We start from the raw sequence: 24,495 nt of genomic DNA, 5'->3' as shown, positions 1-24,495 counted from the left end.
TCACTCCCGCACGACCTCCAGCCGCGCCTCGAACCGCACTTCGTGGCGCCGCACCGCCGGTCCCGGCAGGGCGTTCAACCGCGCGAGCAGGGGGTCGGCCACCTCGCGCGGCAGCACACCGGGCCGGTCCGGGCTGACCGCCAGCCCGATCCACGGCGGCATGCCCGGTGTCAGCCGGAAGTGCACGAGGAGCGCCTCGACCCCGTGGTGGACGCCCTCCAGCGCGTCGTCCACGACCTGGCAGGCGTCCTGGATGAACCCGACCGCCTCCTCGGCCGACAGCTCCTGCTCCACCAACCGCTGGTCGGTGAGCAGGTGGATGGCGTCCAGCCGGACGTTGTAGAGCGGCGACGCCGCGTCGCCGACGCCTCGCGCGGTGGGCTTGGGGCGGTACGGCGGGAAGCCGTCCCGGCTCTGCGCGACCACCCCGAACGGCGAGGCGTACCGCTGGGCGTACGGCTCCAGCGTGATCTCGCTGCCCGCCGCGCGCCAGGTCAGCCCCCGGCGGTCCGCCAGCGCCCGGAGGAACCGCCGCCACAGCTCGTCGGGCATCATCAGCAGGAAGCCGTCCTCTTGCTGCACCGCGTCCACCTCGACGTCGCCGTGCAGCAGGAGCAGGAAGTTCACGCCGACGTCCAGCGCGCCGTGCACGACCGAGCCGCCGCCGGCGAACATGATCGCCTCCGGACCGGTCTGGCCCGGCCGCCACACGTACCGGGCGTCCTCGGACTCGCCCGCGCCCGGCAGCAGCAACACCGTCTCGGGCGCGCCGGACAGCAGGTCCAGCAGGCGGTCGCAGGCCGCCTCGGACAGCGAGAGCCGCACCTGCGGTCCACTGTGGACCACGCTGAGGTAGGGCGCCCGCGCGGTGGGCAGGTCGTGGCGCGACAGCACGGAGGCCGCGCCGGGGTGCGTCGGCTCCGGCTCGACGACGACCGGGCGGCGGTCGTCGAACCACCACGGGTGCGGGAACACCCGGGTCAGCTTGCCCAGCAGCGCCAGCACCCGCAGGTGGCCGTACCGCTGGGCGGCCCGGTACTCCCCCGCCAGCAACGCGACCAGCAGCAGCGGCGTGCGCCCGAAGCCGTCGAGCGCGGGCAGCCGCGGGTCGTGCAGGCGGTAGGGCAGGCACAGGAACCCGCTGATGGCCGGGCCGAACCCGAACGTGCCCCGGTCGACCTCCAGCGCGTCGCCGGGCGACAGGGCCGCGCCGCTCGCCGCCTGGTCGTGCAGCGACCGGAACAGGTCGAGCACCCGTGCGGGCGGTGGGCCGTCCCGGCGCACCGCGAACACCACCTCGGGCGCGCCGACGGCCTCCATGCCGCAGGTGGCGAACAGCCAGACCTCGTGCTCGACGCCCGCGTTCACCCGGTCCAGGTACAGCGTCGCCGACAGCGCGCCGGGGACGACCTCGACCTGTTCCACGGGCACGAGCGGCTGCCTCACCTCGCTCCACCCGCCCACAGCGCCGGCCCGACGCACGGCCGGAAACCGCGGTCGTCCCGCACGACGTCGCCGCGCATGACCCGGTCCACGTCGACGCGGCACCGGTCGGGGTGCTCCCGCGCCGAACCGCCCTTCAGCACGTGCACCCCTTCCGGGGCGGTCCCCGGGTCGTCCTCGCACCACTCCCACACCGTCCCGACCAGGTCCAGTGCGCCGCCCGCGGGCGACCGCCCCAGCGGGTACATCCCCACGGCGATCGGGCCGCCGAGCCCCGACGCGGCGGTGTTGGCGTGGTCGTCGCGCCAGTCGTCGCCCCACGGGTACCGGGTGGACCCGCCGCCCGCCGCGCGCACCCACTCCCGCGCGGTCGGCAGCCGCACCACCCCGTGCCGCGGCCACGCCCGGTCGCGCAGGCCGTCCAGCCACCGGCAGAACACCACCGCCTCGTGCCAGGTGACGGCGGCGGGCGCGTTCGGCTGCCGCCCCTCCAGCCCGGTCGGCCGGGCGTCCGTCGTCCGGAACCGGCCGCGGCGGAAGGCGGCGAGCTGCTCGACCGTGACGGGGTACTTCGCGATCCAGAGCGGCTCGTCGCCGGGCACCTCGCACCACACGATGTCCGGCCGCCCGTCCACGGCGCCCACGCCGGGGCGCTGATCGCCCAGCCGGGCGAGACGGGTGGAGATCTCGCGCCGCCGCGAGTGCGGCAGACCGGGCGTGACCAGCTCGTCGAGCAGGCGTTCGGGCTCGGGCCTCAGGAAGTCGCGCTCCTGCGGCGTCAACGCGACGTCCATCCGGGTCACCGCCCCCACCACCGGTTCGATCCGCTCCTGCGGCCACAGGAACAGCGGGTCGCGCCCGCTGCGCGCCCAGTCCGCCGCCGCACGCCGCATCCGGTTGACCGCCAGCAGGTCCTCGTGGCCCGCGTCCAGCCACCGCGCGAACCGCGGCCAGCCGCGGAAGATCGCCTCGTGCGCCACCTCCACGAACGGGTCGGGTCCGGTGCCGGTGACCAGCAGCCGGGCGTCGACCAGCGCGTCCACCAGCGCCCTGCGGCGCGGCGCGGACAGCTCGGCCTGCGCGGCCCGGCCGCGCACCGGGCCACCGACCTCGTCCACCTCGACCAGCTTGCGCACCACCGCCCCGAACTCGGCCCGCACCTCGTCGGGCAGCGCCCGGAACGCCCGCTCGGCGAGGTGCCCGATCGCGCCCTCGACCCCGCCGATCTCCTCGTAGGCCGCCGTGGTCAACCGGTCGCCGTCGCGGCGCAGGTGCAGTTCGTGGAGCGCGAACGCCAGCAGCGGCAGCCGCCCCGGCTCCTGCCGCGCGTGCACCAGCAGCAGCTCGGGCAGGTCGCGGTCGAACCGCAGGCCGGCCAGCGCGGCCGGCCTGCGGATGATCTCCGAGACCGACGACAGGTCCGGCGGGCCCAGCGGCAGCATCGCCGACCGCAGGTGCCGCGCCAGGCCCGGGTGCTCCAGCGCCGGGCCGAGGAAGTCCGCGCGCAGGCTCGCCACCACGGTCGCGCCGCCCGAGTCGGCCAGGTCGACCAACCGGTCCAGCAGCGCCTGCCGGTGCGCTCCGGCGGCCGGGGCGAAGACCTCCTCGAACTGGTCCACGAACACCACCGTGCGGGCGTCCTCCGGCTCCGGCAGCTCCTGACCCGCGGCGATGCCGCGGGGCGTGACGCGGTGGCCCGACCACGCGCCGTCGGCGTACCTCGGCGTGCGCCACCCCGCCGCCGCGAGCCTGGGCAGCAGCCCGGCGCCGACCAGCGACGACTTGCCCGACCCGCTGGGGCCGACGACCGTGACCAGGCGGTGCGCGCGCACGAGCCCGACCAGCGCGTCGACCTCGTGGTCGCGGCCGAAGAAGCAGTCGGCGTCGGCGGTGGTGAACGCCTGCAACCCGGGGTAGGGGGAGCGGGAGGCGTCCCAGCGCGTCCGCCGCGGCGCGGCCGGCCTGGTCCGCCGCGCGATCAGCCGGCGCAGGTGGGCGTCCACCAGCGACCGGAACTCGCCCAGGTCGGCGAACTCCTGCACCACCCCGCGCTCGCGCAGCGTGGCCAGGTAGTCGGTGAGGGCCCGGTACTGCTCGGCCTTGGCGTGCCAGTCCGGGTCGCCCAGCGCCACCGTCGCGGGCGGGGTCTTGTGGTAGACCAGCACGTCCGGCCCGCCGGCGCGCAGCGCGTCCTCGATCTCCCACACCGTGCCCGACGCCGCGCCACGCACGGGCGTGCCCAGCCGCGACCACAGCACCGCGATCACGATGTCGCTCTCCGACGGCAGGCCCTGCACCGAGTCCACCGTGTCCTGGGGCTGCTCCGAGAGCGGCAGCGGCACCGGCGCGTCGGGGTTGTCCCAGCTCACCACCCTCAGGTCCGTGCCGGGGTCGAGGAACGGGTCGAACCGCAGCCGCCGCACCACCTCCAGCACCGCGGCCCGCTCGTCGCGCACGTCGCCCGGCGACGACAGGTAGACCGTGATCGCGTTGCCCACCCTCGTACCCCACCCGCCCTGCGATTGTCGGTCCCCGGTGCCAGGATGAGCCCGCCCGCACGACCCGTCCCCGAGAGGAGGGCGCCATGAGTTCGCGACTCAACCCGTACATCAGCTTCGCAGGAAACGCCCGCGAGGCCATGGAGTTCTACGAATCCGTCTTCGGCGGCACGCTGGTGGTCAACACGTTCGGCGAGTTCGGCCAGGCCGACGCGCCCGAGGCGGAGAAGATCATGCACGCGCAGTTGGAGACGCCCAGCGGCTACACGCTGATGGCCTCCGACACCCCGCCCGGCATGCCGCACAACCCCGGCGACAACGTCACCATCAGCCTCAGCGGCGACGACGGCGAGGAGCTGCGCCGGTACTTCGAGCAGCTCTCCGAGGGCGGCAACGTCACCGTGCCGCTGGAGAAGCAGGTGTGGGGCGACGAGTTCGGCGCCTGCCAGGACCGGTTCGGCATCTCCTGGATGGTCAACATCAGCGGCTCCTGACCGCGGCGCGCCGGCCGGCCTCGTACGATCGCGGCGTGACGGGTGGAGCGTGGCGGTGAACCGGCTGGGCGAGTTGGAGCGGGCCGCGATGGACGTCCTGTGGGATCGCGGCGAGCCGGTGGCGGTGCGGGAGGTGGTCCGCGCGCTGTCCGACCGCGACCTGGCGTACACGACCGTGATGACGGTGCTGAACCGGTTGGCGAAGAAGGGTTTCGTCCGGCGCGAGGCCGGCGAGGGCCGCGCCTGGCACTACGCGCCGGTGGCGAGCCGGGAGCAGTACGTGGCCGGGCTGATGCTCGACGCGCTGTCCCTGACCGGTGACCGGGAGACCGCGTTGGCGCACTTCGCGCGGTCGGTGAGCGAGCCCGAGGCGGAGGCCCTGAGCCAGGCGCTGGACGAGCGGTGAACGCCGCGTGGCACCTCGCCGCGACGCTCGCGCTGTGCGTGGCGGTGGCGGGTCCGCTCGCCCGCGCCCGGTGGGTGTGGCGCGCCCCGCGCACCGGCATCCTGCTGTGGCAGATGCTCGGCCTGGCGGCGGTGCTGTCGGCGGTCGGCCTGCTGCTCGCCCTGGGTCTCGCGCCGTACGACGCGCCCATCCCGGTCGCCCTCGGCCGCTGGGCGGGGGACGCCGTGCGCGGCGACGTGACGCCCGCGGCCGTGTTGGTCGTGCTGGGCCTGCTGTCCGCGGCCGACCTGCTCATCGGTCTGCTGTGGACCTGGTGGTCGGTGCTGCGGGTGCGCCGCAGGCACCGCGACGTGCTCGCGCTGGTCGCCCGCCGGGACGACGCCGCGCCCGGCGCGCTGGTGCTGGACCACCCGCACGTGGTCGCCTACTGCGTGCCCGGCACGCGGTCGGCCGTCGTGCTCAGCTCGGGCGCGTTGACCGCGTTGACCCGCGAGCAGGTGGACGCCGTGCTGGGGCACGAGCACGCGCACGGGCGCGAGCGGCACGACCTGGTGCTGCTGCCGTTCAGCGCGTTGTGCGCGGTGCTGCCGAAGGTGCGGCTGGTGCGGTCGGTCGCGCGGGCGGTGGCGTTGCTGGTGGAGATGCGGGCCGACGAGAGCGCGAGCCTGCGCCACGGCGCCCGGCCGCTGGCCGCCGCGCTGCGGAGGTTCGACACGGTCCGCCCGCCCGAGGGCGCGTTGGGCGCGGCCGACGTCGCCGTGGAGGCGCGGCTGGACCGCCTGGCCGGCCTGCCGCCGCTGCCCGCCGCCGTCCGCTGGTCCGCGCTGGTCGGGGGCCTGGTGCTGGTGTCCACCCCGGTGAGCTTCGTGATCTTCTGACCCCTCCACGGGGACTACTACACGACGTAGTGCTACGTTCTGTAGTAGTCATTCCGGAGGGGTGCGATGATCCAAGTCCTGGCGACCGCGGTGACGGTCGTCGCGTTCGGGGCCGCCGCCTGGGCGCTCGTCCTGGCGGTGCTCGACCACCCGATCACCCTGCGCACCAGGCCGACGCTCGGGTTGGCGGCGGTCGTGGTGCTGCTGGAGGCGGCGCTGCTGGTGCAGGCGGTGGTCGGCGTGGTGGCGCTGCTCGGCTCGGACCGCGAGCTGGACCGCGCGACGTTCGTCGGCTACCTGGTCGGCGTCGCGGTCGTGCTGCCGCTGGGCGCGGTGTGGTCGGTGGCCGAGCGGTCCCGGTGGGGCGCGGGCGTGCTGACCGTGACCTGCCTGAGCGTGCCCGTGATGGTGCTGCGGCTCAACCAGCTGTGGGCCGGCCATGGGTGACCGCCTGGCGGGGCCCGCGCTGCTCAGCGACTGGCTGTTCACCAGCGCGTTCGGCGTCTACATGCTCGCCGCCCTGCTGTGCTCGGCCGAGTACGCGCTGACCCGGCACGCGGCGAACCCGCCCGCGTTCGCGGTCCGGTTCGGCCGGTGCGGGGTCGCGCTGACCGTCCTGGGCGGGCTGCTGCACCTCGCGTCGCTGGCGCTGCGCGGTGTCGCGACCGGCCGGGTGCCGTGGGGCAACATGTACGAGTACCTGTCGGCGGTCGGGCTCATCGCCGTCGTCGCGTGGCTCTACCTGGTGCTGCGGCACGACCTGCGCCGGATGTCGGTGTTCGTGCTGCTGCCGATCGCGTCGCTACTGTTCCTGGCGGGCAACCGGCTCTACACCGAGGCCGCGCCGCTCGTGCCGGCGCTGCGCTCGTACTGGATCATCATCCACGTCGCGGCGGCGATCATGGCCAGCGGCGTGTTCCTGCTGTCCGGTGTGGTCAGCGCGCTGCACCTGGCGAGCACGGGCAAGGGGACCGGCAAGTCCGGGCCGGTCCGGCGGCTGCCGCCCGCCGACCACCTGGACAAGATCGCCTACCGCACCGGCGCGGTCGGGTTCCTGACGCTGACGTTCGCGATCGTCACCGGCGCGGTGTGGGCCGAGCAGGCGTGGGGCCGGTTCTGGGGCTGGGACCCCAAGGAGACGGTCGCGTTCGCCTCCTGGGTCTGCTACGCCGCCTACCTGCACGCCCGCGCGACGGCGGGCTGGCGGGGGCGGCGCTCGGCGTGGCTCAACGTCGTCGGCCTGGTCGTGGTGCTGTTCAACCTGTTCTTCGTCAACCTGGTGGTGGTGGGCCTGCACTCCTACGCGGGGGTGGACTGAGCGGCCGCGTCACGTCGGCGGAACGCGGCGCGGTAGGCGTGGGGGTTGGTGCCGACGACCCGCTTGAACCGGTCCCGGAACGCCGTGGGCGAGCCGAACCCGACCCGGGCGGCGATCCGGTCCACCGGGTGGTCGGTCGCCTCCAGCAGGTGCTGCGCCCGGCGGATGCGGGTGCGGTGCAGCCACTGCACGGGCGTGGTGCCGGTCTGCTCGCGGAACCGGCGGTTGAGCGTGCGGGTGCTCATGCCCGCGTGGGCGGCGATGTCCTCCAGGCCGATGTCGCGCTCGCAGTTGTCCTCCATCCACCGCAGCACGGGTTCGAGCACCGAGCCGCGCGGCGCGGGCGGCCGCTCGTGCACGATGAACTGCGCCTGGCCGCCCTCGCGCTCCAGCGGCATCACCGACAGGCGGGCGGCGTCGGCGGCGACTGCGGAGCCGTGGTCGCGGCGGATGAGGTGCAGGCACAGGTCCAGCCCGGCGGCGGCGCCGGCCGATGTCAGCAGCCGGCCGTTGTCCACGTAGAGCACGTCCGGGTCCACCTCCACCTCAGGGTGCCGCGCGGCGAGCGCGGCGGCCGCGGCCCAGTGCGTGGTGGCGCGCAGGCCGTCGAGCAGGCCGGTGGCCGCGAGGACGAACGCGCCGGAGCAGATGGACGCGATCCGCGCGCCGCGTGCGGCGGCGCGCCGCAGCGCGTCGATCACCTCCTCCGGGACCGGGGCGGTGGCGTCGGCGCAGCCCGGCAGGATCACGGTGTCCGCGGCGACCACGGCGTCCAGCCCCCACGGCGGCTGGAGCGTGAACGCGCCCGCGTCCACCGTCGGCGTCGCGCCGCAGACCAGGACGCGGTACGCGGGACGGCCGTCGGCCAGCCGGGTGCGGGTGAACACCTCCAGGGGCGTGGACAGGTCGAACGGCACGACCCGGTCGAGGGCGAGGACGGCCACCGTGTGCATGTCGACCACCGTAGGGCGGCGTCCGGTCGGGGGTTGCCCGCGTGGCCCGGATCACCTACCGTCGAGTAAAGGTGAAGACATTTCGCGTATGTCGGCTCGGGGAGTGCTGATGCGGTTCTCTCGACGGTCGTGGGCGGCAACCGCGCTGGTGGGCGCGCTGGTCGTGGTCGGGCTGCCGGCGGCGGAGGCCGTGCCGCAGCCGTACCTGGTCGGCCGGGGCATCTCGGACGTCACCGGACCGGCCGCCGAGAACGGCATGATGGGGTACTCCTCGTTCGACCAGAAGACCACCGGCATCCACCAGCGCCAGCGCTCCCGCGCCTTCGTCGTGGTCGACCAGGCCACCGGCAAGCGGGTCGCGTACGTCAACGCGGACCTGGCAATGATCTTCCGGGCGGTGCAGGAGGAGGTGCTGGCCCGGCTCCAGGCCCGGTACGGCTCGCTCTACACCCGCGAGAACGTGCTGCTGTCCGCGACCCACACGCACGCCGGGCCCGGCGGCTACTCGCACAACCTCGCCTACAACCTCTCGATCCTCGGCCTGCAGCCGCAGACCCTGGCGGCCATCGCCGACGGCATCACCGAGTCGATCGTCAAGGCGCACGAGGACCTCAAGCCGGGGGAGCTGACCCTGGGCCGGGGGGAGCTGACCAACGCCAGCGTGAACCGCTCGCGGGTCGCGTTCGACCGCAACCCCGCCGCGGACAGGGCCCACTTCCCGGGCGCGATCGACCCGGCGATGACCGTGCTGCGGTTCCGGCAGAACGGCGCGGACGTCGGCGCGATCAGCTGGTTCGCCACCCACAACACGTCGATGACCAACAAGAACACCCTGATCAGCCCGGACAACAAGGGCTACGCGTCCTACCAGTGGGAGCACGACGACCGGGGCGTGCGGTACCTGGAGGACCGGCCCGGGTTCGTCGCCGCGTTCCCCAACACCAACGCGGGCGACATGTCGCCCAACCTCAACCTCCGCCCCGGCTCGGGGCCGACCGAGGACGAGGTGGAGAACACCCGGATCATCGGCGAGCGGCAGAACCGCAAGGCCCAGGAGGTGTTCGCCGGGCCGCAGACACCGGTCACCGGCGCGGTGGACTACCGGATGCGGTTCGTGGACATGGCCGCGGTGACGGTTGACGGCCGGTACACCACCGACGGCCGCCCCGGCACGACGTGCCCCGGTGTGGTCGGCGCCTCCACGATGGCGGGCAGCGTGGAGGACGGCCCGGCGATCCCCGGCTTCAGCGAGGGCATGACCAGCCCGCTGAAGGCGTTGTTCGAACCCTTGAACGTCGAGGTGCCGCAGTGGCTGCGCGACTGCCAGTACCCGAAGGCATCGCTGGTGCCGACCGGCCTGGTGCAGGCCACGCCGAACGTCCTGCCGCTGCAGATCGTCCGGATCGGACCGCTGCACCTGGTCGCCGTGCCGGCGGAGGTGACGATCGTGGCGGGGCTGCGGATCCGCCGCGCGGTGGCCGCCGAGGCGGGCGTGCCGCTGGAGAACGTGCTGGTGCAGGGCTACGCCAACGACTACAGCCAGTACGTGACCACCCCGGAGGAGTACGACCTCCAGCAGTACGAGGGTGGCTCGACCCTGTTCGGCCGCAACACCCTGCCCGCCTACCAGCAGGAGTTCGCCGAGCTCGCCGCGTCGCTGCGCGCGGGCACGCCCCTCGCGCCGGGCGCGACGCCGACCAAGCCCCCGTTCACCGGCATCAACCTCCAGACCGGGGTCGTGTTCGACGACAAGGCGCCGTGGCACTCGTTCGGCCAGGTGCTGACCGAGCCGGCCGCGACCTACGCGCGCGGCCGGACCGCCACGGCGGTGTTCGTCACCGGCCACCCGAAGAACAACCTGCGCCGCAACGGCACGTTCCTGGAGGTCCAACGGCTGGTCGGCGGCACGTGGACCCGGCACGCCGACGACGGCGACTGGTCCACCCGCTACCGGTGGCAACGCGAGGGCGTGGCCAACTCGACCGCCACGATCACCTGGACGATCCCGGCCGACACCCCGGCGGGCACGTACCGGATCGTGCACCACGGCGACTGGAAGAGCGGCTGGACCGGCGCGATCACCCCGTTCACGGGCGCGACCAGGCCGTTCACCGTGGGCTGAGCACTCGTGCGCGGGATTCGCGCCCGCAGTCGGTGACGCGCGGGCGGCAGGGCGCGTGCTCGGGACGCGGGTCGGCGCGGTGGCCGGACCGGGGTGCGGACCGCTCTCCCCGGTCCGCCGCGTGCACGATCACGACACCTACTGCGGACGCAACCGTGAACGGGTCGGCGACGTGTCAGCCCTCCCGGTCCAGGGAGCCCCAGTTCGTGGCGGCGTGCTCCTCGACCAGGCGTTCGCACTCGGTGAGCACGTCGTCCGCGATCCACCCGATCGGGCGGTGGCACTTCACCAACGGCTCGTTGTCCGGACCGCGGCCGACCTCCTGGCCCTCCAGCACCCACGGCCGGGTGCCCGGACCGCGCCGTTCCCGCAGGTGGCGGTAGTCGTGCAGGCGGCGGGCCACCCAGAGCCGCAGCGGCCGGTCGCCCCACCACGGTTCGATGGCCAGCGAGTTGGCGGACAGCCCGGGCAGGTGCACGCCGCTCAGCCCGTCGCGGCTGCGCCGGTCGCTGTCCGCGTCCGGCCCCTGCGACCAGCGCACGTACAGCTCGCGCGCGGGCGCGCGGTCCTCGACCAGGGAGACCAAATCGGAGAGATCGTCGAAGCTGCGCATGCGCCGGGGTTACCGCGTCGGCGGAGGTTCGAACACCGAGGTGCCGGGTATGAGCTAAAGCATGACGGAAGCGACCACGACCGCCCTCCACTCGTTGTGGTCGGAGGCGATCCCGCACGGCCGGTTCCCCGTGCTCGTCGGCGAGGCCGCGGTGGACGTGGCGGTGGTCGGCGGCGGCATCACCGGCGTCACCACGGCGCTGCTGCTCAAGCGCGCGGGCCTGCGGGTCGCCGTGGTGGAGGCGGAGCGCGTGGGCGGCGGCGTGAGCGGCAACAACACCGCCAAGGTCACCGCCCTGCAGTCCACTGTGTACTCCACGATCGAGCGCAGGCACGGCCCCGAGGCGGCGGCCGACTACGCCGCGGGCAACCTGGCGGCCGTCGAGCGGGTGGCCGCGCTGGTGTCCGAGCTGGGCATCGACTGCGACCTGCGCCGCATGCCGGCCTACACCTACGCGTTCGACGAGTCGGAGCTGCCCTCGGTCGAGCAGGAGGCCGCCGCGGCGGCCAAGGCCGGGTTGCCGGTGACGCGCGACCGCGGCGAGCACATGGGCGTGCCGTTCGAGGTGGCCGGGGCGGTGCGGCTGGACGACCAGCTGCTGATCCACCCGGCCAAGTACGTGCGCGGCCTCGCGGAGGCCGTGGACGGCGACGGGTCGCGGGTCTACGAGGGCAGCCGCGTGCTGCGCATCGAGGACGGCAAGCCGAGCCGCGTGCACACCGAGGACGGCACGGTCACCGCCGAACGCGTGGTCATCGCCACGCACTACCCGATCCTGGACCGCGGCCTGTACTTCGCCCGGCTGGAGCCCATGCGCTCCTACTGCGTCGCCGCGACCCTGCGCTCCGGCACGCCCCCGACGGGCCTGGCGATCAGCGCGGGCAGCCCCTCGTGGTCGCTGTCGCGGTCCGGCGACCTGCTGATCGTCTGCGGGCGCGGTCACCCGACCGGGTCGTCGCCGGGTGAGCCGTACGAGGAGCTGGCCGCGTTCGCCCGCGAGCACTGGGACGTCGCCGAGGTGACCCACCGCTGGTCCGCGCAGGACCCGACGGCCTACGACAACCTGCCGATGATCGGCCCCTACACGCCCGGCTCGACCACGCTGTACGGCGCGACCGGCTACATGAAGTGGGGCCTGAGCAACGGCACCCTGGCCGCCGAGCTGCTCACCGACCTGGTCGTGGGCCGGGAGAACCCGCTGGCCGCGCGGTTCAGCCCGCACCGGCTGACCCTGGGCGCCACGCCGAAGCTCGCGAAGCTGAACGCGAAGGTGGCCGCGGACCTCGTCGGCGACCGGCTGAAGTCCGCCGAGGTGGACTCGGTGGCGGACGTGCCGGTCGGCGAGGCGCGGGTGGTGCGCGACGGCACGGGCAAGGCGGGCGTGTACCGGGACGAGGCCGGGGTTGCGCACGGCGTGTCGTTGCGCTGCACGCACCTGGGCTGCCTGGTCCGGTTCAACGCCGCGGAGCGCAGCTGGGACTGCCCGTGCCACGGCTCGCGGTTCGACGTGGACGGCAGCGTGCTGGAAGGGCCCGCCACCCGGCCGCTGCCCCGTCGCGACCCCGCCTGATGACGGTCGGCGTCGAGGAGGAGTTCCTCCTGGTGGACCCGTCGACGCGCCGCCCCGTGGCGCGTGCGGCCGACGTGCTGGCGGGCGTGCGCGACCTGCCGCCCGGCGCGCGGGTCCACCGCGAGCTCAGCGCCGCGCAGGTCGAGTTCGCCAGCGGCGTGTGCGAGGGCCTGGACGAGCTGCGCGACCAGTTGACGGCGGGCCGGCGCGCGTTGGCCGCCGCCGCCCGCGCCGAGGGCCTGTGGCTGGTCGCGTCCGGTTCGCCGCCGCTGGCCGACCTGCGGCCGGCGCTGAGCGCGGGGGAGCGCTACGAGCGGATCGACTCGGTCTACCGCGGCCAGGTGCACGGCTACCAGTGCTGCGGCTGCCACGTGCACGTCGGCGTGCCGGACCGGGAGACCGCGGTGCACGTGGTCAACCACCTGCGGCCGTGGCTGCCGACGCTGCTCGCGCTGGGCGCGAACTCGCCGTTCGACCGGGACCGCGACACCGGGTACGCGAGCTGGCGCATGGTGCACCAGGCGCCGTTCCCCGGCTCGGGCGTGCCGCCGTTCTCCCGCACGGCCGCCGAGCACGACGCCAGGGTGGCCCGGCTGGTGGACTGCGGCGTGCTGGTGGACCCCAGCCAGACGTTCTGGCTGGCCCGGCCGTCGACCCGGTACCCGACGGTGGAGGTGCGCGCCGCCGACGCCGCCGCCACGGTGGACGACGCGCTGCTCCAGGCCGGGCTCACCCGGGCGCTCGTGGACACCGCCCGCACCGCCGGTCCCGCCCCGGAGTTGGACGACCAGGTGCTGGCGGCGGCGGTGTGGACGGCGGCCCGCTACGGGCTCTCCGGCCCCGGCGTGGACCCGTTCACCGCGCGGCCGGTGCCCGCCGCGGACCTGGTGGACGCGTTGCTCGACCACGTGTCCGATGCGCTGGGTGACGACCGTGACCTGATCCGGTCACTCGTGCGGGGCGTGGTGGAGCAGGGGACCGGTGCGGCCCGTCAACTGAGGGCCGGATCACCCGAGGCGGCCGTGGACGTGCTCGCGTGCGCGCTTACCGGAGCGGGTAGTCCACGGGCATGACCACTGTGGACCCTGCTCTCGACCGCGCCGTGCTCCCCGCGCCGCGCGGCCCGCTCTCGGCCGCCGTCCTCGACGTCCTGCGCGCCGACCCGCCGGCCGCGGACCTGCCGTCGCCCGGGTCGGCGGACCCGTACGGCGAAGACCTCCAACTGGCTTTGCACGTGTGCTACGAGCTGCACTACCAGGGCTTCGCCGGCGTGTCGGACGACTGGGAGTGGGACCCGGGGCTGCTGCGGTTCCGCGGCGCCCTGGAGCGGGTGTTCCTCGACGCCCTGCGGGCCGACGTGCCCGGCGGCGCGGACATCGGCGGTGTGCTGGACGAACTGCTGGTCGAGCCGGTGGACGGCGTGGGGGTGAGCCACTTCCTCAAGGACGAGGGGGAGTGGTGGCACATGCGCGAGTACCTCGCCCTGCGCTCGATCTACCACCTGAAGGAGGCAGACCCGCACGCCTGGGTGATCCCGCGCCTGCGCGGCGCGGCGAAGGCCGCGCTGGTGGCGGTGGAGTTCGACGAGTTCGGCGGCGGGCGCGGCGACCGGATGCACTCGCGGCTGTTCGCCGACCTGCTCGTCGGCGCCGACCTGGACCCCGGCTACCTGCGGTACCTGGAGCACGCCCCCGCGGTGATGCTGGCGACGGTGAACCTGATGTCGTTGTGCGGCCTGCACCGGTCGTTGCGCGGCGCGCTGGTCGGGCACTTCGCCGCGGCCGAGATCACCACCGCGCCCAGCGCCACCCGGATGGCCAAGGCGTTGGAGCGGCTGGACGCGCACCCGGCGTGCGTCGAGTTCTTCACCGAGCACATCGAGGCGGACGCCGTGCACGAACAGGTGATGCGGCGGGACGTGATCGGCGACCTGCTGGCCCGCGAGCCGGAGCTGGCCGAATCCGTGGTGTTCGGCGTGCAGGCCACCGAACTGCTGGAACAACGGCTCGGCGACCACCTGCTGGGCGCGTGGCAGGAGGGGCTGACGGCGTTGCGCCGGCCCCTCCAGGACGGTTAGGACAACAGGTCAGCGTCGTTTGCGGTGGCTCGTGTCGCACAGCGGGTAGCGCTTGCTGCGGCGGCACGCGCACACCGCGACGACGAACCGGTCCGAGCACACCACGGTCCCGTCGTCCAGCCGCAGCTCGACCGGCCCCTCCACCAGCACCGGCCCACCGGGCACGACGGTCACCACCCGGGCTTCACGCTGCGTCGGCACGGACCACCACCAACTCCTCGTGCTCCTGACCGGATTCGATGAGCCCGCGTTCGGCCAACCACGCGGCCCGGCCGCGCATCACGGGTCCGAACGGGACGGTGCGGCGCGCGACCACCGACGCCTTCAGACCACCGCCGCGCAACTGACGCAGCGTCACGTCCGGGTCGCACAGCGTCGAGTGCACGATCAACCCCATGCCCTTGTCCGCCAACAACAACGGCATGACCGCGCACAGCCGGTCGAGCACGCAACGCCCGTCCAGCCCCGCGTCCCACGCCCGCGCGGGCCCCCGGTCCGGCACGTCCGCGCTCGGCACGTACGGCGGGTTGGCCGTGACCACGTCGAACCGCTCCCGGCCGACCAGGTCGCCGAAGTCGCCGCGCCGCACGCGCACGGACAGCCCGCGCAACCGGGCGTTGACCCGGGTCGCGGCGAGGGCGCGCCGGCTGAGGTCCACCGCCGTGACCTCACCCGCCCCCGCCACGCCCGAGGCGATCGCCAGCGCGCCGGTGCCGGTGCAGACGTCGAGCACGCGCGCCCCGCGCGGCATCCCGGCCTGCTCCAGCGCCCTGGCCATCAACCAGGTGTCCTCTTGGGGCCGGTACACGCCCGGCGGCCTCCACAACCACATAGGACAGTGGTTCCCTCGGCTCTGGCACGCAAACGGACCGGCGGACAGGAATGGATCGCGCCCCGAGGGGGAACCCCGGTGTCCCCGAAACAGGGAGGTCGGATGGGCGTGGCGGAGGCGACCCGTGCGGTGGCCCGGGAACAGGTGCTGGTCGCGATGCTGGGCATCCCGCGCCTGCTGGCCCACCCGGTCTGGCGCGCCCCCGACCCCGAGGAGGGCCGCGGCCTGGGCGTGCTGCTCGTGCCGGGGTTCGGTTTCGGCGACCGCAGCCTGCACCTGACCAGGACGTGGCTGCGCAAACGCGGTTACGTGCCCACCGGCGCGCGGATCGGGCTGAACGTGGGGTGCACGTCCGACCTGGTCGACCGGCTGGAACGCGGGCTGGAGGCGCACGCCGAGGCGACCGGCGGCCCGGTGGTGCTGTTCGGGCAGAGCCGGGGCGGCGGCCTGGCCCGGCTGGTGTCCGTGCGGCGGCCGGAACTCGTGCGCGGCCTGGTGATGCTCGCCAGCCCGGTGCTGGACCAGCTCGGCGCGCACCCGAGCGTGATGCGGGTGGCGCGGACCCTGGCCCGGCTGTCGCGGGTCGGGATCCCGGGGCTGCTCAACGAGGACTGCTTCGCGGGCGCGTGCTACGACACCCACTCCACCGGCCTCAAGCAGCCCCTGCGGGTGCCCGCCATCGCGGTGTACTCCCGCAACGACCTCATCGCGCCCTGGGAGCTGTGCGCCGACCCGTGCGCGGAGTGCGTCGAGGTGGACAGCACGCACACCGGCATGGGCCTGGACCCCGAGGTGTACCGGCTGCTCGCGCCACGACTGGCCGCCTGGGCCCGCGACCGCGACCGGACCGCGGCGCCCGAGCCCGAGCCGGTGCACGCGCCGGGCTGACCCGGGTGGCGCCGCCTACCGCGTCGGCGGCACGTGCAGCCGTGAGCCCGTGGCCTCCGTGCTGGGCCACCACGCGCCGTCCTCGGCCACGTAGAACATCCGCGGCCCGATCTCGCTGATCGTGCGGACCGCGTCCACCAGGCGGTCGACGTGGTCCACCCCGATGCCCAGGCCCAGGCTGGCCCGCACGGCGGTGCGCTCGCCGGACAGGTGCCGGGCCAAGGGCCGGGCGCAGAAGTCGCCGTGGCGGACGCCGATGCCGTACTCCACCGACAGGGCGGTCGCCAGCAGCGCGGAGTCCACGCCGTCCACCGTGAACGCGACCATCGCGACGCGTTCGCTGGCCGGGCCGAACAACGACACCTCGACGACCTCGGGGATCTCGGCCAACCCCGAGCGCAACCGGGTCAGCAGCACCGACTCGTACGGCATCACCGAGTTCCACGCGGTCTGCAACGTCTGGCACGCCGCCGCCAGCGCGACCGCGCCCACGACGTTCGCGCCGCCCGCCTCGTGCCGCCGGGCGCCCGCCGCCCACGTCACGGTGCCGTCGCCGACGTGCACCGTGGCGCCGCACCCGGCGAGGTGCGGTCGCGCCCGCTCCAGCCAGTCCGGCCGGCCGGCGAGCACGCCGATGCCGAACGGCGCGTACATCTTGTGCCCGCTGAACGCCACGTAGTCCACGTCCAGGGCGGCGATGTCGATGGGCTGGTGCGCGGCGTACTGCGCCGCGTCCACCGCGACCCGCGCGCCGTGGCGGCGGCACAGCGCGACCACGTCCTCCAGCGGCATCAGCTCGCCGGTCACGTTGAGCACCGCGCTCACCGCCACCAGCGCCGAGTCGCCGAGCGAGGACAGCGCCTCGTCCAACGACGCCAGCATCTCCTCGACCGACGACGGGATCGGCAACCGGCGCACGTCCCGCCACGGCAGCAGCAACGCGTGGTGCTCGCTGGAGAACACCACCACCGTCGTGCCCTCCGGCACGGCCATCGCCAGCAGCTTCAACGCGTCGGTGGTGTTGCGGGTGAAGACCAGGTAGTCGTCGTCCCGGCAGCCGATGAACGCCCGGACCACCCGCCGCGCCTCGTCGAAGCGGGCCGTGGACATCGCGGACAACGTGCCGGAGCCCTCGTGCGTGCTGGCGTACCAGGGCAGGAACGCCTGCGCGGCCTCGGCCACGGCGACCATGCACGGCGCGGTGGCGGCGTGGTCGAAGTTCGCGAACGACGCCGTCGCGCCGGAACCCAGCGGCACCTGGAGGTCCGCGCCGAGCACGGCGGGCAGCACGGACCGCGCCCCGTCGGTCGGCCGGTGGTGCGCGAACGGCCGGACGGTCCGGTCCGGGTCCAGGAACAGGGTCACCGCGCTTCCCCCGCGGCCGAGCCCTCGGCGAACGCGACGTCCTCGGGCAGCGCGTCGAGGTAGTCGTGCACGCCGTCGTAGGCGAACGTGAGCACCCGCGACCCGGCGGGCAGCGACCGCGCCACCCGGCACGCCGCCACCAGGTTCGCCGCGGACGAGATGCCGACCGCCAACCCCTCGGTCCGCATGACCTGCCGCATCATCCGCCGCGCGTCGTCGAACGACACCTGCTCCTCGGCCGTGACGAGGTCCAGGTCCAGCACCGCGGGCACCAGCCCGACGGCGAGGCCCTGGATGGAGTGCGTGACGAACTGGTTGTCCCGCAACGAACAGCCCTCCGGCTGCACGGCGACGATCCGCATCGCCGGGTTGTGCTCGGCCAGCACCCTGCCCACGCCGGTGAGGTGGCCGCCCGTGCCGACGCCCGCGACCATCGCGTCCGGCAGGCGCGGCCCGAGCGCGTCCAGGATCTCCACCGCGGTGGTGCGCACGTGGATCGCGGGGTTCGCCGGGTTGGCCTGCTGGTTGAGCATCACCCAGTCCGGGTTGTCGAACAGCAGCCCCAGCGCCATCTCGGCGTGCGAGTTGTTGCCCAGCGTGTGGTCGGACAGCAGCACCTCGGCGCCGTAGCCGCGCAGCAGCCGTTGCTTGGCCGGGCTGTAGTTGTCCGGGATCACCAGCACCAGCCGGTAGCCCAGGATGGCCGCCGCCATCGCCAGCCCGATCCCGGTGTTGCCGCCGGTGGACTCGATGATCGTCTGGCCGCTGCCGCGGACCAGCTCGCCGTCCTTCTCCGCCTCCAGGATCATGTTCAACGCGATGCGCACCTTGTGGCTGCCGCCGGGGTTGAGCAGCTCCAGCTTCACCAGCAGCTCGCGGTCCAAATCCGGTTCCAGCCGCGACAGCCGCACGACCGGCGTGTCGCCGATCGCGTCCAGCACCGAGTCGGCGATGCCCTTGGCCATGTCTCACTCCTGCTCGGCGTGCGGGGGCACGGTCTTCGCGTGCGGGGGGACGGTCTTCTCGCGCGGCGCGCCGAAGGTGGCGATCGCGGTGTAGCGGCCCCGCGGGGGGTCGAAGTCGAACAACCGCGCGCCGAGCACCTCGTCCCGCGACGTGTCCACGACGAGGTGGCGCACCGGGTACACCGGCGTGCCCTCGAACACGGCGAACCGGTGGTCCTCGTCGCTGAAGTACGCGCCCGCGTCGGGGTGCGAGTGGTAGATCACCCGGACCGGGTCGTCGCCGTCGAACGAGTCCTCCAGCTCGCGCAGGTCCTCCACGCCGAACGCGTAGCCGGTCCGGCTCTCCCGGTCGTAGACCCCGGGCCGGTCCTCGATCACGTTCACGCAGTCCTTCACGCCGCTCGCGCGGATGAACCCGCACGCCTCGGACGGGTAGCGGGCCAGCACGTGCCGGTAGACCTCGGCGAGCGCGGCGTCGGTCGGCCGCCCGTCGTCGTCCAGCGCGGCGGTCGCCGCGGCGGGCGGCGGCAGCACCTTGCGCTGGTTGTACTGCGTGACGCCGAACGCGCCGAGGATCACCAGCGTCAGCACCAAATCGACCCAGCCGAACGACGCGCCCTCGATCACCACGGCCAGGAACTGCGCGATGATCGGGAACAGCACGAACGCGAACGACACGATCACCGTGTCCATCCGCTGGAGGAGCCAGAAGTACACCGCGAACCCGATCGCGGACGCGACCACGCCGAGGTAGATCGTCGCGCCGACGCTGCGCGCGGTGAACGCCTCCGCGCCGGGGCGTTCGACCAGCAGGCCCAACCCCGTGAGCAGCACGCCGCCGACGGCCATCGGCAGGGTGTTCAGGGTGAGCGCCGGCATCCGGCCGCCGTGCTTCTTGATCATGATGTAGGCCAGCGCGTGGATCACCGCCGCGCCCAGCAGTGCCGCCACGCCGATCACGTGCGTCACCGCGACGCCCTGCGAGTGCACGATCAGCGTGCCCAGCGCGGCGAACGCGACCAGCACGGCCGCGGCCTGCGTGGTGGTGATGCGCGTGCGCAGGATCGGCACGCTGAACACGATCATGAGGATCGACACCGACGACACGCAGATCGACGCCAGGCCCGACGACACGTACAGCTCGCCGTAGTTGAACAGGAAGAACGGCACGGTGAAGTAGCAGCCCACCATGAAGGCGAAGAACCAGCCCATGCCGCTCGGGTAGCGCAGCGGCTTGCGCAGCACGAGGCAGGCCGCGATGAACGCCGGACCGGCGACGATGAAGCGCAGGCCGGACGCGGTGAGCGGCGGCATGTCGGTGATCGCGAGCTTGATCGCGATCCAGGTCGAGCCCCAGATCAGCACGACGGCGGTGAAGCTCACCCCGAGCAGCGCCGTCTGCCGTCGGGGTCGAGCGGGCGTCGCGGCGGCGGCAGCGGGCGCCTCGATCTCGGGTGCGGACATGGAGCGGGATCTCCAGACTGGAATGGTGGTGTGCTGGACGGGCGGCGGCTCAGCCGATCGCGGTGCGCGGTCGCGCGGCCACCCGCGACTTGCGGGCCAGCGGGATGCCGACGGTCACCTCGGACCCGCCGTGGCTGACCCTGATGTGCGCCACCGAGCGCAGCCCGCGCGCCCGGGGCGAGATCTGGACCGTGAGGCACTTCGCGCTGTTCTGCAGCACCGACCAGTCGCCGGCGGCCAGCGGCAGCTGCGTCGGGCCGAGCAGCTGCACCTCCAGGCCCGGTCGGTCCAGGTCGTTGCCGTGCAGCCGGAAGCGGTACTCGCCGAGCCCTTCCACGCCGTAGACGGTGATCGGCCGCGGCCCGGCGACCATCTGGTACTGGTGCAGCACCGCCACCTGCGCGCCGGCGGGCACGTCCGCCCGGACCAGGGCGTGGCTGCCGATCGTCACGTCGTCGCCGACCGTGATCGGGCCGAGCACGCGGGCGAACCCGCCGACCTGCACCCGGTCCCCGAGCGTGGGGTGCCGCCGGCCCGCGGCGTTGTCGGCGATGCCGAGCGCCCCGAGCACCACGCCCTGGAGGATGTAGCAGTCCGCGCCGATGGTGACGTCCTCGCCGATGACCGTGCCCATGCCGTGGTCGATGATGAACCGGGGGCCGATCGTGGCGCCGGGGTGGATCTCCACGCCCGTGCGGACCTTCGCCGCCTCGGAGATCTTGCGCGCCAGCACGCGTCGCCGCCACGGGTCGTCGCTCGGCGCGGTCAGCACCTCGTGCGCGACGCGGTAGGAGAGCACCGCCTGGAAGCACGCGTAGGTCTCCAGCACGTAGCGCCACGAGCCCAGGGCGGCCGGGTCGCGGCGGGCGAGCGCGAGGAGGTCGCCGACCGCGAGGTCGGCGGCGCGGCGGACCGCGGCGACGTGGTCGAGGCCGATCGCGGCGGAATCGGCCGCGTGCGGCGCCAGCGCATTCTCCGTCGCCCGGACTATTTCGGAGTGGGCCGCGTCCGCTTCCCGATCCGCGGGAACGGCGGACTCCTCGTGGACGACAGACACCGGTTCCCCCTAGTCAACTGATGATGTCGCGGTCGGGGACATTACCTCGGTGTCCGCACTTCTGCGACCGCAGTTTTGCGGCGGAGTGCGCCGATCGGCCGGTGCGCTGGGCCGATCGGTCGCACCCGGTGGCGTCCGGACCGGACAGGTTCACCGAATTGGACCAGCCGGTGGATCATGATTAACGAGAATTAATAACCTCGAAACACATCGGGGTCCGATACTTCACCCGGATGTCCCAACGGCCCGCAGGGCTTTGTCATCTGCGCTGGTCAGCGGTGGTCCACCGGTGTGCGGGCCGTCTTGCGCGGTCCGCTAGCATCCCGTCGTCGCACCCATCGCCGCCCGATCGGCCGGTGGGCGCAATGGCGTGCGCGGACCGGGGAGGAACGTTGTCTGGGGGTTTGTCGCAGGATGCCCGGGATTTCCGGTCCTTCGAGTTGTCCCGGTGGCAACTCGTGGTCGACAGATATCACCGCTCTTGGGGCGGGTTGACCGGTTCGGCCGGTTCGGCGCTGCTCGACGTGATCGGCGTGGATACCGGGACGCGATTGCTCGACATCGCCACCGGACCGGGATATGTGGCCGCCGAGGCGTCCCGCCGAGGCGCCCGCGCGGTGGGTCTCGACTTCTCCGAGCAGATGATCGGGAAAGCGCGCGCGTTGTCCGGCGCGGTGGAGTTCCGGGTGGGCGACGCGCTCGACCTGCCGTTCGCCGCCGGCTCGTTCGACCGGGCCGTGATGAACTTCGGCCTGCTGCACCTGAGCGATCCGGAGCGCGCGATCCGGGAGGCGCACCGCGTGCTCGCGCCCGGCGGGGTGTTCGGCTTCACGGTGTGGGCGTCGCCGGAGGAGGCGGTCGGGTTCTCCCTGCTGTCCGACGCGATCATGGAGTTCGGCGAGCCCGTGGCGCTGCCCGAGGGGCCCGACTTCTACCACTACAGCGAGCCGGACAACTGCCGCGCGTCGCTGGCCGACGCCGGGTTCGCCGAGACCGGCGCGGAGGTGCTGCGCCTGGACTGGCGGCTGGAGGGCGTGGACGACCTGTTCCCGGCCTACCGGCAGGCGACCGTGCGCACCGGCGCGCTGCTCGACGGCCAGAGCGACGCCGACCGGGCGCGCATCGAGCAGCGCGTGCGGGAGACGGCCGAGCGGTTCGCCGACGGCGACGGCGGGCTGCTGATCCCGATGCCGGCGATCGCGGTGTGGGGTCGGAGGTAGCGGATCCCCGAACCGTGACGAAAGTTCGGTGATCATTCACTCGGAAGTGTGATCTTTCGTGCGATCCTGCCTGCGTGCGGCCACCCTGCGCGCCGCACTCGGGGAGGAGACACCCAATCGTGCGAGTACGACCCCTGCTGCACCCCATCGCTCTCGTCGTGGCCGTCGCCGCCGTCGCGGCCACCCTGCTCGTGCCGACCGCCGCCGTCGGCGCCACGCCGATCACCGTCGCCCAGGCCCTCGGCCGGCAGGACGGCGCGCCCGCGACCGTCCGCGGTTACGTCGTCGGCCAGCCGACCGCCACCAACACCGTGGTGCGGTCCGACTTCCCGTCCGACTACGCGCTCGCGCTCGCCGACTCGCCCGGCCAGACGAGCACCGGCCAGATGCTGTACGTGCAGATCACCTCCGCCTTCCGGGCGCAGTGGGGCCTGCGCACCAACCCCGGCCTGCTCGGCGCGCGGATCGACGTCACCGGTCCGCTGACCGCGTACTTCTCCCACGCGGGCCTGACGTCGCCGACCGCGTTCGCCCACGCCGGCACCTCGCCGACGACGACCACCACGACCACCGGCCCCACCGTCACGTCGACCACGGCTCCGAGCGGCGACACCGACGCCTACTACCGCAACGCGCTCGGCAAGACCGGCGCGTCGCTGAAGTCGGCGTTGAACGGGATCATCCGGACCAACACCAAGCTGTCCTACGACCAGGTGTGGGAGGCGTTGAAGGTCACCGACCAGGACCCGGCCAACAGCGCCAACGTGATCCTGCTCTACACCGGGCGCTCGCAGAGCAAGTCCACCAACGGCGGCGACCCCGACGACTGGAACCGCGAGCACGTCTGGGCCAAGTCGCACGGCGACTTCGGCACCGCGACCGGCCCCGGCACCGACATCCACCACCTGCGGCCCACCGACGTGTCGGTCAACGCCGAGCGCGGCAACAAGGACTTCGACCTGGGCGGCTCGCCCGTGGCCGAGGCGCCCGGCAACTACACCGACGCCGACTCGTGGGAGCCGCGCAACGCGGTGAAGGGCGACGTCGCGCGGATGCTCTTCTACATGGCGGTGCGGTACGAGGGCAACGACGGCTACCCGAACCTGGAGCTGAACAACAGCGTCGCCAACGGCACCGCGCCGTACCACGGCAAGCTGTCGGTGTTGCTGCAGTGGCACGCGCAGGACCCGCCGGACGCGTTCGAGAAGCGCCGCAACCAGGTGATCTACGACAGCTTCCAGCGCAACCGCAACCCGTTCATCGACCACCCCGAGTGGGCCGCGTCGATCTGGGGTTAGGCGCGTTCGGCCGGCGCCCGCACCCGACGACCGGGTGCGGGCGCCGCCGCGTCCCGGGCGGAGTGGATCACCCGCCCAGGTGTTGACCACCCGCGGGTGCTCTGTTCGGATGGGGGCCGGGCTCGTCCACCAGGGGGAGGTGTCGTGAGGGCCGGGATCACCATCCTGCCGGAGTACCGCTGGGCCGAGGCCGAACCGCGGTGGCGGGCGGCCGAGGCGTACGGGTTCGCCCACGCCTGGACGTTCGACCACCTGGGGTGGGGTCCGCTGGTCGACGCGCCGTGGTTCGGCTCGGTGCCCACGCTGAGCGCCGCCGCGGTGGTCACCTCCCGCATCGGGTTGGGGTTCATGGTGGCGTCGCCGAACTTCCGCCACCCGCTGCCGTTCGCGCGGGACGTGCTGGCGCTGGACGACCTGTCCGACGGCCGGCTCGAAGTCGGCATCGGCGCGGGCGGGATGGGCGGCTACGACGTGCGGGTGTTCGGCTCCGGTGCGGGCGCGGCCAGCCCGTCGCGCCGCTACCGGGAGTTCGTGGAGCTGCTGGACGCCCTGCTGACCCGCGACCGGGTCGACTACGCCGGCGAGTACTACACCGCCGTGGACGCCCGCACCGCGCCGGGGTGCGGGCGGCGTCCGCGGGTGCCGTTCCTGCTGGCCGCGAACGGGCCGAAGGGGTTGGCGCTGGCCGCCGAGCACGGTCAGGGCTGGGTCACGCTGGGCACCGACCGCGACTCGCTCGACGGCTGGTGGCGCTCGCTCGCCGAGCTGTCGGCGCGGTTCGACGACGCGCTCGCGGCCCGGTCGCGCGCCGCGGGCGAGGTCCGCCGCGTGCTGCAGACCGACGCCGCGCCGGTGTTCTCGCTGTCCAGCGTCGAGTGCTACCGGGACTTCCTCGGCCGGGCGGACGAGCTGGGGTTCACCGACGTGCTCGCGCCGTGGCCGCGGGCCGAGGGGCCGTTCGCCGGTGACGAGGCGGTCCTCGACACCGTGGCCGCCGACGTGCTGCCGACGCTGGCCGGGCCGGGCTGATCCGG

The 24,495-nt window shown here is 73.7% G+C and carries 23 protein-coding genes; 13 read left to right on the top strand and 10 right to left on the bottom strand.

Annotated features, from left to right (window positions below; translation table 11 throughout):
* Both ACWEFJ_RS06265 and ACWEFJ_RS06260 read right to left on the bottom strand, forming a co-directional pair.
* Complete coding sequence (locus ACWEFJ_RS06265; protein WP_449713106.1) at positions 1–1,446, bottom strand: hypothetical protein; 1,446 nt, start codon at positions 1,444–1,446, stop codon at positions 1–3.
* Positions 1,443–3,941, bottom strand: coding sequence for an nSTAND1 domain-containing NTPase (locus tag ACWEFJ_RS06260; RefSeq protein ID WP_449713105.1), 2,499 nt, complete (start codon positions 3,939–3,941; stop codon positions 1,443–1,445). The genes ACWEFJ_RS06265 and ACWEFJ_RS06260 overlap by 4 nt, the downstream gene beginning before the upstream one ends.
* 86 nt (positions 3,942–4,027) lie before the next feature.
* On the opposite strand from ACWEFJ_RS06260, the gene ACWEFJ_RS06255 reads away from it, so the two are divergent.
* From ACWEFJ_RS06255 to ccsB, 5 genes are all read left to right on the top strand, one after another.
* Positions 4,028–4,435 (top strand): VOC family protein, encoded by a 408-nt coding sequence (locus tag ACWEFJ_RS06255; RefSeq protein WP_449713104.1) that lies wholly within the window; start codon positions 4,028–4,030, stop codon positions 4,433–4,435.
* Between the two features lie 88 nt (positions 4,436–4,523).
* Positions 4,524–4,841 carry a BlaI/MecI/CopY family transcriptional regulator gene (locus tag ACWEFJ_RS06250; RefSeq protein WP_378092556.1) on the top strand — a complete coding sequence of 106 codons (318 nt, stop codon included), beginning with the start codon at positions 4,524–4,526 and terminating at the stop codon, positions 4,839–4,841.
* Entirely contained in the window at positions 4,838–5,719 is an 882-nt protein-coding gene (locus tag ACWEFJ_RS06245) for a M56 family metallopeptidase (RefSeq protein WP_449713103.1), read from the top strand. Before ACWEFJ_RS06250 ends, ACWEFJ_RS06245 begins: the two co-directional genes overlap by 4 nt.
* Positions 5,720–5,785: 66 nt before the next feature.
* On the top strand, positions 5,786–6,166 hold the full coding sequence (locus tag ACWEFJ_RS06240; protein ID WP_378092518.1) for a hypothetical protein: 381 nt from the start codon (positions 5,786–5,788) through the stop codon (positions 6,164–6,166).
* On the top strand, positions 6,159–7,037 hold the full coding sequence (ccsB, locus tag ACWEFJ_RS06235) for a c-type cytochrome biogenesis protein CcsB (RefSeq protein ID WP_449713102.1): 879 nt from the start codon (positions 6,159–6,161) through the stop codon (positions 7,035–7,037). Before ACWEFJ_RS06240 ends, ccsB begins: the two co-directional genes overlap by 8 nt.
* Here the strand turns inward: ccsB and ACWEFJ_RS06230 are convergent.
* Entirely contained in the window at positions 7,019–7,990 is a 972-nt protein-coding gene (locus ACWEFJ_RS06230; RefSeq protein ID WP_378092522.1) for a GlxA family transcriptional regulator, read from the bottom strand. The two genes, ccsB and ACWEFJ_RS06230, sit on opposite strands and share 19 nt — an antisense overlap.
* 109 nt (positions 7,991–8,099) lie before the next feature.
* Here ACWEFJ_RS06230 and ACWEFJ_RS06225 point away from each other — a divergent pair, with 109 nt between their 5' ends.
* Entirely contained in the window at positions 8,100–10,112 is a 2,013-nt protein-coding gene (locus tag ACWEFJ_RS06225) for a neutral/alkaline ceramidase (protein ID WP_449713101.1), read from the top strand.
* A gap of 175 nt (positions 10,113–10,287) precedes the next feature.
* Here the strand turns inward: ACWEFJ_RS06225 and ACWEFJ_RS06220 are convergent, their stop codons facing one another.
* Positions 10,288–10,725, bottom strand: a complete 438-nt coding sequence (locus ACWEFJ_RS06220; protein ID WP_378092528.1) for a DUF6098 family protein — start codon at positions 10,723–10,725, stop codon at positions 10,288–10,290.
* Positions 10,726–10,786: 61 nt separating this feature from the next.
* On the opposite strand from ACWEFJ_RS06220, the gene ACWEFJ_RS06215 reads away from it, so the two are divergent.
* The 3 genes from ACWEFJ_RS06215 to ACWEFJ_RS06205 are packed head-to-tail and all read left to right on the top strand — an operon-like array spanning position 10,787 to position 14,372.
* Complete coding sequence (locus ACWEFJ_RS06215; protein WP_449713100.1) at positions 10,787–12,295, top strand: FAD-dependent oxidoreductase; 1,509 nt, start codon at positions 10,787–10,789, stop codon at positions 12,293–12,295.
* On the top strand, positions 12,295–13,368 hold the full coding sequence (locus ACWEFJ_RS06210) for a carboxylate-amine ligase (protein WP_449713099.1): 1,074 nt from the start codon (positions 12,295–12,297) through the stop codon (positions 13,366–13,368). The genes ACWEFJ_RS06215 and ACWEFJ_RS06210 overlap by 1 nt, the downstream gene beginning before the upstream one ends.
* The gene (locus tag ACWEFJ_RS06205) at positions 13,365–14,372 is read left to right on the top strand and encodes an iron-containing redox enzyme family protein (RefSeq protein WP_449713098.1); all 1,008 of its coding nucleotides are present in this window, start codon (positions 13,365–13,367) and stop codon (positions 14,370–14,372) included. Before ACWEFJ_RS06210 ends, ACWEFJ_RS06205 begins: the two co-directional genes overlap by 4 nt.
* A gap of 9 nt (positions 14,373–14,381) precedes the next feature.
* Here the strand turns inward: ACWEFJ_RS06205 and ACWEFJ_RS06200 are convergent, their stop codons facing one another.
* The gene (locus ACWEFJ_RS06200; RefSeq protein ID WP_378092537.1) at positions 14,382–14,573 is read right to left on the bottom strand and encodes a CDGSH iron-sulfur domain-containing protein; all 192 of its coding nucleotides are present in this window, start codon (positions 14,571–14,573) and stop codon (positions 14,382–14,384) included.
* On the bottom strand, positions 14,557–15,204 hold the full coding sequence (locus ACWEFJ_RS06195; protein ID WP_449713097.1) for a HemK2/MTQ2 family protein methyltransferase: 648 nt from the start codon (positions 15,202–15,204) through the stop codon (positions 14,557–14,559). Before ACWEFJ_RS06195 ends, ACWEFJ_RS06200 begins: the two co-directional genes overlap by 17 nt.
* 102 nt (positions 15,205–15,306) lie before the next feature.
* On the opposite strand from ACWEFJ_RS06195, the gene ACWEFJ_RS06190 reads away from it, so the two are divergent.
* On the top strand, positions 15,307–16,092 hold the full coding sequence (locus ACWEFJ_RS06190; protein WP_378092541.1) for an alpha/beta hydrolase: 786 nt from the start codon (positions 15,307–15,309) through the stop codon (positions 16,090–16,092).
* A 15-nt stretch (positions 16,093–16,107) separates the two neighbouring features.
* On the opposite strand, the gene ACWEFJ_RS06185 is transcribed toward ACWEFJ_RS06190, so the two are convergent.
* The 4 genes from ACWEFJ_RS06185 to ACWEFJ_RS06170 are packed head-to-tail and all read right to left on the bottom strand — an operon-like array spanning position 16,108 to position 20,943.
* Entirely contained in the window at positions 16,108–17,457 is a 1,350-nt protein-coding gene (locus ACWEFJ_RS06185; protein ID WP_378092543.1) for an aminotransferase class V-fold PLP-dependent enzyme, read from the bottom strand.
* On the bottom strand, positions 17,454–18,422 hold the full coding sequence (locus tag ACWEFJ_RS06180) for a PLP-dependent cysteine synthase family protein (protein ID WP_378092545.1): 969 nt from the start codon (positions 18,420–18,422) through the stop codon (positions 17,454–17,456). The genes ACWEFJ_RS06185 and ACWEFJ_RS06180 overlap by 4 nt, the downstream gene beginning before the upstream one ends.
* Positions 18,423–18,425: 3 nt before the next feature.
* The gene (locus ACWEFJ_RS06175; protein ID WP_449713096.1) at positions 18,426–19,886 is read right to left on the bottom strand and encodes an EamA family transporter; all 1,461 of its coding nucleotides are present in this window, start codon (positions 19,884–19,886) and stop codon (positions 18,426–18,428) included.
* A gap of 49 nt (positions 19,887–19,935) precedes the next feature.
* Positions 19,936–20,943 (bottom strand): serine O-acetyltransferase, encoded by a 1,008-nt coding sequence (locus ACWEFJ_RS06170; protein WP_378092550.1) that lies wholly within the window; start codon positions 20,941–20,943, stop codon positions 19,936–19,938.
* 458 nt (positions 20,944–21,401) lie between these two features.
* On the opposite strand from ACWEFJ_RS06170, the gene ACWEFJ_RS06165 reads away from it, so the two are divergent.
* From ACWEFJ_RS06165 to ACWEFJ_RS06155, 3 genes are all read left to right on the top strand, one after another.
* On the top strand, positions 21,402–22,163 hold the full coding sequence (locus tag ACWEFJ_RS06165) for a class I SAM-dependent methyltransferase (protein ID WP_378092552.1): 762 nt from the start codon (positions 21,402–21,404) through the stop codon (positions 22,161–22,163).
* A 119-nt stretch (positions 22,164–22,282) separates the two neighbouring features.
* On the top strand, positions 22,283–23,461 hold the full coding sequence (locus ACWEFJ_RS06160; protein WP_378092554.1) for an endonuclease: 1,179 nt from the start codon (positions 22,283–22,285) through the stop codon (positions 23,459–23,461).
* A 144-nt stretch (positions 23,462–23,605) separates the two neighbouring features.
* Positions 23,606–24,490, top strand: coding sequence for an LLM class flavin-dependent oxidoreductase (locus ACWEFJ_RS06155; protein ID WP_449713095.1), 885 nt, complete (start codon positions 23,606–23,608; stop codon positions 24,488–24,490).
* Positions 24,491–24,495 lie beyond the last annotated feature (5 nt).

This window comes from Actinosynnema sp. NPDC004786 (assembly GCF_053601135.1).
The sequence above is the reverse complement of the archived record's forward strand: the minus strand, read 5'-3'. Positions and strand labels throughout refer to the sequence as shown.